This window comes from Nitrosomonas sp. ANs5 (assembly GCF_050584665.1).
Taxonomy (GTDB): domain Bacteria; phylum Pseudomonadota; class Gammaproteobacteria; order Burkholderiales; family Nitrosomonadaceae; genus Nitrosomonas.
The window spans coordinates 16,244-29,943 of the sequence record NZ_JBEUDO010000023.1; the positions used below are offsets into that span (position 1 = coordinate 16,244).

Sequence of the window (13,700 nt, forward strand, 5' to 3'; positions counted from 1 at the left end):
GATTTCACGCGCATGAACGAATCATTTTTAAACTATTTAAAGGAATTGTGGATGTCTGGACTTTTGAATGCATTTGCGCGAGCGACCATCAATCTTTTCAATCCCCGTATGTTATGGCTGTGGAGCTGGCCGCTGCTGGCGGCCAGTTTGTTCTGGGGAGTGATCGGCATGTATTTCTGGACACCCATGTCCGGCTGGTTGTTGACGGTGTTGCCGGTCAGCGAGCTGCAGGATTGGCTGGAGGCTTCCAGCCTGCAAGCGGTCGCCGAAGGGGTGGAAACAATGTTCAATCTGATCATCTTTATCATTTTGATCGTGATCACCAGCCTCGTGATCACCGCCATGTTTGCTATGTCGGATCTGGTGAATTTTGTGGCAAGGCGTTATTACCCGGCAATGGTCCGGATGCAGGGTGGAACCGTGGCCGGCAGTCTGCGCCATATGATTTCGGCGCTGATTGTTTTTATCATGATTTGGGCCGTTACCCTTCCCTTGTGGTTTGTCGGCATTGGTCTGCTGGTACCATTGTTGGCGGCGGCGTATCTGAATCAACGCTTGTTTTGCTATGATGCACTGAGTGAACATGCCGACCAGTCCGAATTGGAGCAGTTGCTGGCAGCGGACCGTCCCGCCCGCTGGGGACTCGGGTTTCTGACGGCACTGCTGCAATTCATACCATTTATAAACTTGTTCGCTCCAACCCTAACCGCCCTGGCCTTCATACATTTCGAACTGGCGCGCCTGTCGCAGCTGCGCCGTCAAACAGGCTGATCTACACCGGCATTCACATGCTTTTCCAATGATTCCCGCGTGTAAAGTTTTGTCCCGTTACGCCGTTAGCACATAGACCGACCATTTGGGAAAAGTACAGAATGCCATATAGTAATTTAAAACTTTTGATCATCGACCATTCCGAAGCGGATGTGAATCGGCTATGCGAGGATCTGTCCAGGAACGGCAAACAATTGCTATACAAACATGTCGATAGCATGGCTGGTTTCCAATCGGCATTGAACGAATCCAGCTGGGATGCGATTGTTTCGGAGCATTCGATGGCGGGGTTCGATGCGCTTCGCGCACTGGATCTGCTGAAGGCCAGTAATCAGTTCATTCCTTTTATTGTCTATACGTCGGTGACTGATGAACAGATCGTGCTTTCCGTGCTGCGCAATGGCGCGAGTGATTGTGTCCAGAAAGGGTATTCAGTACACCTCAAGATGGTGATTGATCGGGAATTGGAATACATGGACCTGAAGCGCAGAAAACGGCAGGCCGATAGCTATATTTATCGCATGACGTATTTCGACGAGTTAACTGGCCTGCCCAAGCGCAACCTGTTTTGCGAGAAGGTTGCAAGCTTGCTCGCCGATAATGCGCGGGAAAACGGCACATTCTCTGCTGTTTATTTCATTGATGTCGATCGCTTGCCACGCATCAACAGCACATATGGCTTTGGCGTCGGCGACATTCTGATCCAGCAGCTGGCGAATCGTTTGTCAATTTATAGCAACAGGGATTGCATTCTGACGCGTATCGATGGCAGCAAATTTGCTTTTTTCCATGCCGGCTTGACCAATGTTCACCAAGCGCAACTGTTTGCCAACCAGATTTTGCGACTGACCGCAACCCCTTTTACCATCAACAACCTAGAGCTCTATGTCACCCTGAACATGGGAATTTGTATGTATCCCGATGATGGTAAAAATATTGAGATGCTACTGGCCAATGCCGAGAATACACTGTCTTTCAAGAAGGAAACCTGGCGCAACACGTATAAATTCTATGCCAAAGAAATCGGGGAAGCCTCATCGCAAAGAATGGATCTCGAATTGTCGTTGCGGCGTGCGATTGACAACAAGGAACTGGTCTTGCATTACCAGCCGGTGATCGATCTTGACAGCCACGAGATTATCGGTGCCGAGGCATTGGTTCGCTGGAACCACCCTGAATTCGGGTTGCTCATGCCGGACAAATTCATTCCGATCGCCGATGAGACCGGTTTTATCATCGAAATCGGTAAGTGGGTCTTGTACGAAGCCTGCAAACAGGCAAAGGCCTGGCAGGAAATCGGTCACGAATCGATTTTTATCGCGGTCAATATATCCGCCATCGAGCTGGACCAGTCCCAATTGATCAATCATGTTGCAGGCGTGCTGCATACGACCGAACTGAACCCTAACCGGCTGGAGTTGGAAATCACCGAATCCGTGCTGATGCAGGATGCAGAAGCCAGCATCAGAACCCTGCATGAACTCAAGCAAATGGGAGTCAGGATTGCGATCGATGATTTTGGAACGGGCTATTCATCCTTGAGTTATCTGCGGCGCTTTCCGATTGATATCATTAAAATCGACCGTTCGTTTGCCAGGGATATGGCCAGCGATTCCGATAATTCGGCCATTGTGACGGCGATCATTGCGTTGGCAAAAAGCCTGGATTTGACGGTCGAAGCCGGGGGAGTCGAGACCCAGGCACAGCTGGATTTTTTGCATAAAGTCGGTTGTCATCATGCCCAGGGCTATCTGTTCAGCTATCCGGTTACGGCAGACAAGCTTTTTGCGCTGATTGAGCAACGTAAAACCGGCACGGTTTGATCGCACAGATCCTCTTGCAAACCGGAATGAACCGGTCAAGATGCGCCCAGTGCGCGCTGGTAAGCATTCAGACACCGTTTACGTGCCCAGGCATGTTCGACGATGGGTTGTGGATAGCTCGATGTATTAAAATCCTTGATCCAGGTGCGAATATAGCGTTTATCCCGGTCGAATTTATCGGCCTGTGCCATCGGATTAAAAATCCTGAAATAGGGTGCTGCATCGACACCGCAACCAGCTACCCATTGCCAGTTGCCAACATTGCTGGCCATCTCATAATCCAGTAATTTTTCGGCGAAATAAGCTTCTCCCCAACGCCAGTCGATCAACAGATGCTTGCACAAAAAGCTGGCGGTGACCATGCGCACTCGGTTATGCATAAAGCCGGTTTGATTGAGTTGACGCATGCCAGCATCCACCAGCGGATAACCGGTCATGCCCTGGCACCAGTGCTTGAATTCGCTTTCGTCATTGCGCCAGGCAATATGATCAAAGCGTGGTTTGAAGCAGCTTTCAGGTGTATGCGGAAAATGCCATAAAATCTGGCCGAAGAATTCCCGCCAGATCAGCTCGTTGCAAAAAGCCTCCGCGCCGACTTGCTCACTTTTGTGAAAGATCTTACGGATGCTGATGGTTCCGAAGCGCAGATGCGGGCCCAGCCGGGAGGTGCCCTCGCGTGCGGGAAAATCGCGGGTATCACGATAGTCGTGCAGCCATACATGTCCAGTACGGGCAGCCGGGACCGTGACGGCAGCACGCTTAAAGCCGATGTCACTCAGGCTCAAGCTGGGTAGGGCAATATGTTTGAGCAGATTTTCCCAGTTTGGTGAGCTCGTTTCTGTACAGGACCCCTTTTCACGCCAGGCTGTTTTCCAGCGCTGCATATAAGCGGTATAAACCACATAGGGTTGGTTGTCCTGTTTGACGATCTCGTCGGTTTCGAACAGGACATGATCCTTGAACGTGAAGAATTTAACCTGGTGGCGGCCGAGCAAGGCGCCTATCTGTGCATCGCGCTGCCTGGCATAGGGTTCGTAGTCATGATTGGCGTAAACAGCCGCAATGGAATAGCTGCGCACAAGCTGTTCGAACACGGCCGATGGCTGGCCATGATATAACGCCAGATCGCTGCCGTGTGGTTGCCGTAGCTGTGATTTCAGTGTTTGCAGGGTATCGAAGATAAATGTCACCCTGGCGTCATCCCGAGACAAACCGTCCAGGATATTGGGATCAAAAATGAATATCGGTAGAACCGGATGCCCGGTGGCAAGCGCCTTGACCAATCCGGTATTGTCCTCCAGACGCAGATCCCTTCTGAACCAGAAAATGGTGACAGGTGGCAAATTCTTGGCCATACAAAGCTATTATCCATAGTGGTATGGTTTGCGGCCCGGCGTATTTTGAATACTGGGCTCTGCAGACTAATACCATGTTTACGCAGTATTTACGCTTTCCAGCGAAATTGTATCTCGTTTATTTATGCATCCATTCATTATTCTAGTGTCCTTCTTTCAGGAGTCACTGAATGCTGAGTTTCTTGCGGCCGGTTATTTATGTCTGCGGTATCCTGCTGTTAATCACAGCAGGCTTAATGTTGTGCGTAGGAATATTCGCTTGGATTCAGAGTGATCCCGAGTTGACTGTTTTCATGCTTTCTGCTGCCATTACGGTTATTGTCGGGATGGTCCTGGTATTTGGCTGCAGGACAAGCGGTTTCAACCTGGTCGTTCGACAGCTCTATTTACTCACCAGCGTCAGCTGGTTGATGTTGTCACTGGCGGGTGCATTGCCACTCTACTTGAGTGATTTCGAGATCGGTTTTGTGGATGCCCTGTTCGAGGCGGTCTCAGGAATTACTACTACGGGCTCAACGATTATGAGCTCACTAGAAACCCTGCCTCCAAGCTTGCTACTTTGGCGTTCCATGCTTCAGTGGCTAGGCGGGCTCGGCGTCATAGGAATGGCCGTATCGATTCTACCCTTCTTGCGAGTTGGTGGAATGCGACTATTCCAGACCGAGTCCTCTGATTGGTCGGATAAATCCATGCCGCGTATCCAAACATTGGCTCGCATGCTGGTTTTTACTTATCTCAGTATAACGCTTGCTTGCCTTTTATGTTACTGGTTTGCAGGAATGACCTTGTTCGATGCAGTGAACCATGCGATGACGACTGTCTCTACCGGGGGCTATGCTACGGATGATCGTTCCATGGGACGATTTGAGAGCCATATTCTCTGGATCGCCATCGTTTTTATGGTTCTCGGTGCATTGCCGTTTACGGTGATTATCAGCTTTGTACGACAACCGAACTTGTCGACTTTGAAGAACCAGCAAATGGTGGGATTGCTAGTGACAGTTATGCTGGCATCATTGTTATTGACCTGTTACTTGATTGGCTGGCAATCTGTAGACTTATTTGATGCGGTGACACAATCAACGTTCAATTTGGTGTCCGTCATTACCACGACCGGTTATGCATCCACCGATTATACTTTATGGGGAAATTTCAGTATCGCACTTTTCTTCGTGGTGATGTTTATTGGCGGCTGTTCAGGGTCGACGAGCGGTGGCATGAAGGTATTTCGCTTCCAGCTCAGCTATTTGTTCTTGCGTAACCAGATCCGGAAGCTGATCCATCCTGGCGGAGTCTTCGTCACACAATATAATGGCAAGCCTGTGGCAGAGGACATCACGCTTTCCGTGATTGCGTTTTCGTTTTTGTTTTTCTTATGTCTGGCTGTGATCACCTTGCTTCTGGCCATGATGGGCCTGGACTTGGTTACCAGCCTGAGCGCTGCTGCCACCGCATTGACGAATGTTGGTCCTGGTTTGGGCGACGTCATAGGACCGGCGGGCAATTTTGCATCCTTGCCCGAAACAGCCAAGTTGTTGCTGTCATTCGCCATGTTGCTGGGCCGCTTGGAATTGCTGACTATCATGGTGTTGTTCACACCAATTTTTTGGCGTGGCCGAGAAGGAAGGGGGAGCATGTTAAAAATGAGCTGGCCGTCACGTAAGAATATTTTGTCATACAGCCTTCCCTGGATGATGCCTATGCTTGCCACGGGTGCATCCCTATCCTTGGCATCGGTGCTGTCCGCTGCCGATCTGGTGTTGATCTACCTTGCTGCAGTACTGGTAACGGCTGTGAGCACTCGTGTCAAGCCTGCTCTGTTCTCCGCGATGGTCAGCTTTCTTGCTTACAATTTCTTTTTTACCGAACCATATTATTCTCTGCGGATGCTTCATCAGGAGGATATTCTGACTGCTTTGCTGCTGGTAATGGTCGCTCTGATTACTGGTCATTTGGCAGCACGCTTGAACGAGCAGGTTGCGGCGCTACGCGATAGCGAGCGCTGGAGTCGGCAGCAGATGAATTGCGCCAATGCCTTGTCAATCTGTGTTGATGGTCCCGAGATTATTAAAGCCTTCACCGGGCAACTGGGAGAAGCACTTAACTGGCAGGCTCGCCAGCTTGAAAACGAAGAATTACAAAGTCCGATTGCCGTGAGCGATGTAACATGGCATGGCGACGAATCCGGCGTTACCGTCATTTTCAGTGGCAACAAGGGTGAACTGGCTGGAGCGATACGACTATCGGCAACCGAGCAGATGGATACCTGGCACCGCGAACGGCTGGATGTGTTGGTGAACCTGGCACGACTGGCGTGGAGTAGAGTCCAGCTGGCCGAATCTTTGAAACAGGAAACGCTGGAGAAAGAGCGCGAACAGCTGAGGTCCGCGCTGTTATCGTCGGTTTCTCATGATTTGCGCACACCATTGGCGGCCATGATCGGTTCCGTGTCCAGCTTGATTGATCTGGCCGGTTCGCTGAATGCCAGCCAACGTAATGAACTGTTAATGAATACCCTCAGTGAGGCGCGTCGGCTGGATCGATATATCCAGAAGCTACTGGATATGGCCAGACTTGGGCAGGGTGAACTGCCTCTGGAGCGTGATTGGATTGGTCTGGATGATATCGTCAGCGTGGTGGTTCGACGTGTGCGACCTTTACTGCAAGATATTGAATTAAAATTCGAACTCCCGCCTGACTTGCCTTTGCTGCATGCACATCCTGCTTTGATCGAGCAGGCGCTGTTCAACGTGCTCGAGAATGCCGTTCGCTTCTCTCCCAGCAAGGGAGTCATTGGTGTGAGTGCGAGACATGAAAATGGTTGGTTGCATATTGATGTTCATGACGCCGGGCCTGGGATTGCTGCGGCTGATCATGAGCGGGTATTCGATATGTTCCACACTTTCAGCCATGGTGACCAATATTCTTGCGGTACCGGTCTGGGTTTACCCATTTGTCGCAGCATTATGGCCGCACATGGTGGCTGGGCTGAGGTGCTGGAGAGTGAACCAGACAAGGGAACGACCTTGCGCCTTAGCCTGCCGTTACGTAGTGTCCTCCCCGAACCGAAAGAGGAGGAAGAAAAATGACGCGTATTTTGATAATTGATGATGAGCCGCAAATTCGTCGTTTTCTAACCATCTGCCTTGGTTCCCAAGGCTATCAGCTGCTGGAAGGAGACAATGGTCAAACCGGTTTGCAGTTGGCTGCACTACATCAACCAGATCTGGTTGTTCTGGATTTGGGACTGCCTGATATGGATGGACAACAGTTGCTGCAGTGTTTGCGAGAGTTCTTCGAGGGACCGGTCATTGTCTTGTCAGTACGCAACAGAGAGCGCGATAAGATTATGGCGTTGGATAATGGCGCCAATGATTATGTCGAAAAGCCCTTTGGTGCCGGTGAATTACTGGCCAGAATCCGTTCCATTTTAAGAACCTATACAGGTATCGATACTCCGCCAACAGGTTATGACGATGGCCATCTGCGTATTGATCTGTTGGCTCGGCGAGTCTGCTTGGCGGAACAAGACATCCACCTATCGAGAAAGGAGCTTGAATTGCTGCGTTGTCTGATTCGCTACCCCGGCCGGATAATCACACAGCAGCAGCTACTCCAGGAAATCTGGGGGCCGCATCATTGCCATGATACCCACTATTTGCGTATTTTCATCGGCCGACTGCGCCGCAAGCTGGGTGATGATCCGACTGCTCCGCGCTATATAGAAACCGAAGTGGGTGTCGGATACCGTTTTATCAGCCATATCGATCAAGCTTGATGGCCAATTCCACGCTAGCCGAAATTCGGTTTCTTTTCGTTAAATACAGAAGTTCAATAGCTGATCGAAGCAATTCTCATTTGCCTGGTTGGCCAGTATCTGGTAGGTCTGATGTGGGAGCCACGATTCGCCTTCTGGCTGCTTTCCTGCTGGCCTTTCAGGCGATGGATGTTATCTGCCAGGACAATTCCGGCCTGTCACCGCATGCAGCAGTGAAAGCGAGTGGTTTCCTGGACATGTATTACACATTCGATTTCAATCAGCCAGCCGACAATCTGCGGCCCGATTTTCTGTTCAACCATCACCGTCATAACAAGATTCATGCCAATCTGGCCCTGCTCCAGTTGCATCTCGACCAGGACCGGTATCGCGCCAATCTCGGCTTGATGGGTGGCACCTATGCGCAGCGCAATCTGGCGCATGAACCCAAATTATTGCGGCATGTATATGCTGCCAATATTGGCGTGGCCCTTAATCAGCGCAGCAGTCTCTGGCTGGACATCGGTGTGATGCCCTCCCATATCGGGTTTGAAAGCGCGATTTCGGCAGACAACCCCACCCTGACGCGTTCGCTTGCCGCAGAGAATTCACCCTATTACCTGGCAGGCGCACGCCTGAGCTGGGATGCGAGCTCTAACTGGCAGTTCGCGGCCCTGGTCGTCAGTGGCTGGCAAAGAATCAGACCGGCTGCCGGCAACTCGTTGCCAGGCGTTGGCACGCAGGTGACCTATACCCTGGATGAGCGACTTTCTCTGAACTGGAGCACCTTCATCGGCACGGATGATCCGGATAGAAACCGGCGGCTGCGTATTTTCAATAACTGGTATGGCACTTTTCAGGCAACGGACAGGTTGAGCCTGTTCGCTGGTTTCGATATGGGCATGCAACAGACCGCGAAGGGCAGCTCGGCTTATGATGTCTGGTTCATCCCCGTCGCGATTGTCCGCTACCGATTCGCCGACAAATGGCATCTTGCACTGCGCGGAGAATATTATGCCGACCCTGATGGCGTCATTGTCGCGCCAGACACCGGCCAAGGGTTCGGCATCGTCGGTCTATCGGCGAACATTGATTACGCCGCATTCCGGCATATGCTATGCCGGATGGAAGCACGCTGGCTGGGCAGCAACGATGCCGTGCTGCCCAGGCGGGAAACAATGGCCCGGGACAGTATGGCGGTGATCGGCTCGATCGCGGTGAGGTTTTGAGTGGCGCGCGCGTGCTTCCGACAGGCGGATTGGCATCGCTGCCTCAAGACACGGTAGCCAGCAGCCACCCCGCCGCGCTGCTCCCGAGCACGACCAGCCACGGCGGCAGCTTCCAGAACATGAGCGCCGTCAATGCGACCAGTGCCAACCCGAAGTCCTGCGGCTGGTATATTGCGTGGATCCATACTGGCTGATAGAGCGCTGCCAGCAGCAGGCCGACCACTGCCGCATTGATGCCGGCTAGCATCGCTTGCATGCGTGCCTGGTGGCGCATCCGTTCCCAAAAAGGCAAGGCGCCCGTGACCAGGAGAAAAGAGGGCGTGAAAATCGCGACCAAGGCAAGGGTCCCGCCAAGCCAGCCACCCGATTCTCCGGGCATCGAGGCGCCGAGAAAAGCTGCGAATGTCAGTAACGGGCCGGGCACCGCTTGTGCGGCACCATAGCCGGCCAGAAACGAGGCATTGCTGATCCAGCCCATGGGTATCACTTCGGCCTGCAGCAATGGCAGGATGACATGACCGCCACCAAATACCAGCGAGCCGGTCCGGTAGAAGGCGTCCAGCAGGAACATGGGCTGGCTCGGTGCCAGCTGGGCCATGATGGGCAAACCGGCCAGCAAAATGATGAACAGTGCCAGCCATCCCAAGGCAGTACGCGGATTGACAGGAATCGGTAGGGGATCATGTGCGCTGACGGGTGCGGGCTTGTGCAGCATCGAACCTGCCAGGCCAGCCATGACGATGATCCCGATCTGCCCCCACACCGAAGGCGAGAGTAGGGCGATACATGCTGCAATCGTCATGATGGTGATGCGCGACCTGTCTGGACAAAGCTTGCGCCCCATGCTCCAGATTGCTTGCGCGATGACAGCGACTGCGGCCACTTTCAGTCCATGCAATATCCCAGGTGCAATGGCATCGCCATAGCTGGCAAGACCCTGCGCAAACAGGATCATGGCGAGCGCCGAGGGCAGCGTGAAGCCCAGCCATGCCGCCAACGCTCCGGCATATCCCGCGCGCGACAGCCCAAGTGCGATACCCGCCTGGCTGCTTGCAGGCCCCGGCAGGAACTGGCAAAGGGCGATCAAGTCCGCGTAGCTGCGCTCGCTGAGCCAGCCTCGGCGCACCACGAATTCGTTGTGGAAATAACCCAGATGCGCAACCGGTCCGCCGAAGGAGGTTAACCCCAGGCGCAGGAAAATGAGAAAAACCGACCAGGGATGATGGTCGTTTCTATGGGTATTGGGCATGCGAGTTTTCAGCTGCTGTGCTTAGCAATCCAATCGGGTAAACATGAAACTAACAATTTGTTCTTATGTGGGTTTTATGATTAATAACATCGACGTGGCTCGTCGGGTGCATTTGTGCGCCGTCAAACTCTGGCCGCTGCCAGCAAATCACCCTGCATAACAAAACTGGTGTACAAGTACGCCCTACGTCTGCGGCCATCCAGGCATTTTCCGGTGGCAATGTATCGCCGCAACGGATATAACGTTGAAGAGATGGGCCTGAACGGAAATTATCAAACAGCCTCCTAGAAGCTTGTAGTATAAACGATGACATTATCGATCAAATGCCGGTTTCCGGTAATCTGTACGAGGGGCTTTGTGGAACTTGTTTTGATAGGGGTTGCAGCATTGCTCACTTCCGGTATGACGTTTTTCTCCGGATTTGGACTGGGGACGATTCTGATGCCGGTGTTTGCGTTGTTTTTTCCGGTTCCGCTGGCGATTGCGGCCACCGCAGTGGTGCATTTCGCCAACAATCTTTTCAAATTCAGCCTGATGGCCAGCCAAGCTGACTGGCGGGTGGTGGCGCGTTTCAGTATTCCGGCCGCAGGGGCAGCCATGGCGGGTGCAGGCCTGCTTGGTGTGATCGATCGGCTGCCGGTTCTGATGAGCTATACGCTGAATGAGGCGACATTTGAGATCACCCTTACCAAAGCCGTGATTGGCGCCCTGATCATCGTGTTCGCCTGGCTGGAGCTTTGGCCGCGTTTCCAGGCACTGGCATTTTCCCCGCGCTGGCTGCCGTTGGGCGGGGTGCTATCCGGTTTTTTCGGTGGCCTGTCGGGTAACCAGGGGGCTTTGCGCTCGGCTTTTTTGCTTAAGGCTGGTTTATCGAAAGAAGCCTTTGTCGCTACCGGGGTGGTATCAGCCGTAATCGTCGATGCCTTTCGCTTGATGGTCTACAGCATGGCCTTCATGGCCAGTCATTTTGCCGTTTCCCGTGAACTGGTCGCACCTGTGGTCGTCGGCTCGCTCTGTGCCTTCATCGGGGCGTTTGCTGGCAAGCGGATACTGCACAAGATTACGCTGCATACCGTGCGGAAAGTGGTGGCGGGTGCCATGCTTCTGATCGGATCGGGACTGATGCTCGGTATCGTCTGACGAACAGCCAGTCTGGCGGAACCCACTAGTACTCCGTCCCGCCAAACCGCTTGCATGAAATCGCGCTTTCGCCTGTCATGCGTTGTTGCAAAGCCTCGCCATAGCTACGGCTATGACTGCGGTTTGCGCCTAGCCTGGCAGGCGAATCCATCGATTTCATTTGTAAGCTAATTGACGGAACGGAGTACTAGGAGGCTGTCCGAGAATAGCGATCGTAGCGAGGGCGAAGCTGGTTGAGTTGGATTTTTCGATCATTTGAGGCGAATAGTCGTTCTATTTAACGAAAAGGATCGTAAAATCCAGCCAATCAGGCTCGTCCGCAGTAGATCAGTCTCTCGGACAGCCTCCTAGTTGCCAGCCAGTGGGTTCGGTGTCATTCTGATTGGATGGGTTGGCGTGTTTAATCATCCTCGATTTCGAGCAAAGTGCCATCTTCTTCAACTTCGATTTCGATTTTTCTACCGTCAGGCATTCTCACCTTGGCTTCGTAAACGGTGATTTTTTTCTTTTTGGTTTCACGCTCGATTTTTTCAATGGTCCCGCCTTGCGCGTGTTGTGTGATGGTTTGCTGCACTTTTTCCGGTACTTGAGACCATTCGACTTTCTTGTCACCGAACGGACCAGCCAAGCTGGTTGTGACGAAAAATGCCGTGATCAATGAAACCAGCAGGCGTAGTTTGGTGTCCATCTTGACTCTCCTGTTAAGATTGCAGAGCAAAATTGCTGGTGAGCAAATCGAATACCGTCAACATCCTGGTATTCGCGATCTATCCTACGCAATAGGGAATGGTCATGCAACATCAGCGGGTTAGAATATATTGCCAGACAGCCACATCCCTTGGAATGGGTTCAAAACAATTCTGCCAGATGGAAAACAATACTGAAACTTGTCCTGTTGCGCCGCAACCCGTGCCCGCTTTGCTCCGGTTCGATAATTCCTATGCGCGTCTGCCCGATCGCTTCTATGCGCGCCTGCACCCTACCCCGGTGCAGCATCCACGCCTGATCAAACTCAATCGATCGTTGGCCGAGACGCTCGGTCTCGATCTCGCCCGGCTTGACGACGCGACTGCAGCGGCAATCTTTTCCGGTAACCTCCTCCCGCCAGGCGCGGAGCCGATCGCAATGGCTTATGCCGGTCACCAGTTCGGTCATTTGGTGCCACAACTGGGTGACGGGCGGGCGATCTTGCTGGGCGAGGTGATCGGGGCCGATCATAAACGCTGGGATCTGCACTTGAAGGGATCCGGACAAACACCTTTCTCGCGTCGTGGCGATGGCCGCGCCGCACTCGGGCCGGTCATGCGCGAATACCTCATCAGTGATGCGATGCATGCGCTTGGCATCCCCACCACGCGTAGCCTGGCCATTGTCGCCAGCGGCGAGCCGGTCTACCGCGAGACGGTACTGCCAGGCGCGATTCTGACGCGCGTCGCTGCCAGCCATATTCGGATCGGAACCTTTCAGTATTTTGCGCTGCACGACGATACCGAGGGGCTGAAAACATTGGCCGATTATGCGATTGACCGTCACTATCCGGAAATCAAAGCCGCACTGAATCCCTATAGCGCTTTACTGGAAAGGGTGCTGGAAGCGCAGGCCGTACTGGTTGCTCGCTGGATGCAGGTCGGTTTTATCCACGGCGTCATGAATACCGACAACATGACGATCTCGGGTGAAACCATCGATTATGGCCCATGCGCATTTATCGACAGTTACGATCCGGACAAGGTTTTCAGCTCGATCGACACCTACGGCCGCTATGCGTTCGGCAATCAGCCGCATATCGCGCAATGGAATCTGGCCCGGCTGGCCGAGTGTCTGTTGCCGCTGCTGGACGACGAGCAAGAACGGGCGCTTGCGAAGGCGCAAGATATTATCGGCCGTTACCCAGACCGCTATGCATGGCACTGGCTCGACGGCATGCGCCGCAAGCTGGGACTGTTCACAGCCCAGGATCAGGACCAGGCGTTGATCAACGCACTGCTGGCACTCATGCACCGCCACCAGGCCGATTACACGAACACGTTCCGGGCCTTGTGCGACAAGGTGGAAAAACTCGGTGCGCAGGGAATATTGCCCGATACGCCTGATTTCGTTACCTGGCTGGCACAATGGCAAGCCCGTCTGGCCCAGGAAGCAATCAGTCCCGCGCAGCGCGCGCAAGTGATGCGGCAGGTCAATCCGGCCTATATCCCGCGCAATCACCGTGTTGAACAGGCGTTGCAGGCTGCGATCGAGCAGCAGGATTTTTCAAGATTCGAGGAATTGCTTGAAGTACTCAGCCGGCCTTATGACGAGCAGCTGCAATGGCGCGAGTATCGGTTGCCGCCCAAACCAGAGGAATGCGTACAGCGCACTTTTTGCGGCACCTGA

General features: G+C 53.1%; 10 protein-coding genes. 7 read left to right on the plus strand and 3 right to left on the minus strand.

The genetic code is table 11. From position 1 onward, the window contains the following. Nucleotides 1–51 precede the first annotated feature (51 nt). Both ABTW62_RS07355 and ABTW62_RS07360 read left to right on the plus strand, forming a co-directional pair. Entirely contained in the window at nt 52–771 is a 720-nt protein-coding gene (locus ABTW62_RS07355) for an EI24 domain-containing protein (protein WP_430903948.1), read from the plus strand. A gap of 101 nt (nt 772–872) precedes the next feature. Then, nucleotides 873–2,594, plus strand: coding sequence for an EAL domain-containing protein (locus ABTW62_RS07360; RefSeq protein ID WP_430903949.1), 1,722 nt, complete (start codon nt 873–875; stop codon nt 2,592–2,594). Between the two features lie 35 nt (nt 2,595–2,629). Here the strand turns inward: ABTW62_RS07360 and ABTW62_RS07365 are convergent, their stop codons facing one another. After that, nucleotides 2,630–3,949, minus strand: coding sequence for a cryptochrome/photolyase family protein (locus tag ABTW62_RS07365; protein WP_430903950.1), 1,320 nt, complete (start codon nt 3,947–3,949; stop codon nt 2,630–2,632). Nucleotides 3,950–4,119: 170 nt separating this feature from the next. Here ABTW62_RS07365 and ABTW62_RS07370 point away from each other — a divergent pair, with 170 nt between their 5' ends. From ABTW62_RS07370 to ABTW62_RS07380, 3 genes are all read left to right on the plus strand, one after another. After that, the gene (locus ABTW62_RS07370; protein ID WP_430903951.1) at nt 4,120–7,038 is read left to right on the plus strand and encodes a potassium transporter TrkG; all 2,919 of its coding nucleotides are present in this window, start codon (nt 4,120–4,122) and stop codon (nt 7,036–7,038) included. Continuing rightward, complete coding sequence (locus ABTW62_RS07375; RefSeq protein ID WP_430903952.1) at nt 7,035–7,727, plus strand: response regulator; 693 nt, start codon at nt 7,035–7,037, stop codon at nt 7,725–7,727. The genes ABTW62_RS07370 and ABTW62_RS07375 overlap by 4 nt, the downstream gene beginning before the upstream one ends. Nucleotides 7,728–7,840: 113 nt before the next feature. Then, on the plus strand, nt 7,841–8,935 hold the full coding sequence (locus ABTW62_RS07380; protein ID WP_430903953.1) for a porin: 1,095 nt from the start codon (nt 7,841–7,843) through the stop codon (nt 8,933–8,935). A 43-nt stretch (nt 8,936–8,978) separates the two neighbouring features. Here ABTW62_RS07380 and chrA read toward each other — a convergent pair whose 3' ends face one another. Further along, nucleotides 8,979–10,184, minus strand: a complete 1,206-nt coding sequence (chrA, locus tag ABTW62_RS07385) for a chromate efflux transporter (protein WP_430903954.1) — start codon at nt 10,182–10,184, stop codon at nt 8,979–8,981. A 357-nt stretch (nt 10,185–10,541) separates the two neighbouring features. Between chrA and ABTW62_RS07390 the strand changes: the two genes are divergently transcribed. Beyond that, entirely contained in the window at nt 10,542–11,324 is a 783-nt protein-coding gene (locus ABTW62_RS07390; protein ID WP_430903955.1) for a TSUP family transporter, read from the plus strand. A 400-nt stretch (nt 11,325–11,724) separates the two neighbouring features. Here the strand turns inward: ABTW62_RS07390 and ABTW62_RS07395 are convergent, their stop codons facing one another. Further along, nucleotides 11,725–12,012 (minus strand): PepSY domain-containing protein, encoded by a 288-nt coding sequence (locus ABTW62_RS07395; RefSeq protein ID WP_430903956.1) that lies wholly within the window; start codon nt 12,010–12,012, stop codon nt 11,725–11,727. Nucleotides 12,013–12,191: 179 nt separating this feature from the next. Here ABTW62_RS07395 and ABTW62_RS07400 point away from each other — a divergent pair, with 179 nt between their 5' ends. Beyond that, a complete protein-coding gene (locus tag ABTW62_RS07400; RefSeq protein WP_430903957.1) occupies nt 12,192–13,700 on the plus strand; it encodes a protein adenylyltransferase SelO in 1,509 nt (502 codons plus the stop codon).

Bases quoted from the DNA above. Each gene is read 5' to 3' on its own strand.
- ABTW62_RS07355 (WP_430903948.1), top strand. From the start codon at position 52: ATGTCTGGACTTTTGAATGCATTTGCGCGAGCGACCATCAATCTTTTC.
- ABTW62_RS07360 (WP_430903949.1), top strand. From the start codon at position 873: ATGCCATATAGTAATTTAAAACTTTTGATCATCGACCATTCCGAAGCG.
- ABTW62_RS07365 (WP_430903950.1), bottom strand. From the start codon at position 3,949: ATGGCCAAGAATTTGCCACCTGTCACCATTTTCTGGTTCAGAAGGGAT.
- ABTW62_RS07370 (WP_430903951.1), top strand. From the start codon at position 4,120: ATGCTGAGTTTCTTGCGGCCGGTTATTTATGTCTGCGGTATCCTGCTG.
- ABTW62_RS07375 (WP_430903952.1), top strand. From the start codon at position 7,035: ATGACGCGTATTTTGATAATTGATGATGAGCCGCAAATTCGTCGTTTT.
- chrA (WP_430903954.1), bottom strand. From the start codon at position 10,184: ATGCCCAATACCCATAGAAACGACCATCATCCCTGGTCGGTTTTTCTC.
- ABTW62_RS07395 (WP_430903956.1), bottom strand. From the start codon at position 12,012: ATGGACACCAAACTACGCCTGCTGGTTTCATTGATCACGGCATTTTTC.
- ABTW62_RS07400 (WP_430903957.1), top strand. From the start codon at position 12,192: ATGGAAAACAATACTGAAACTTGTCCTGTTGCGCCGCAACCCGTGCCC.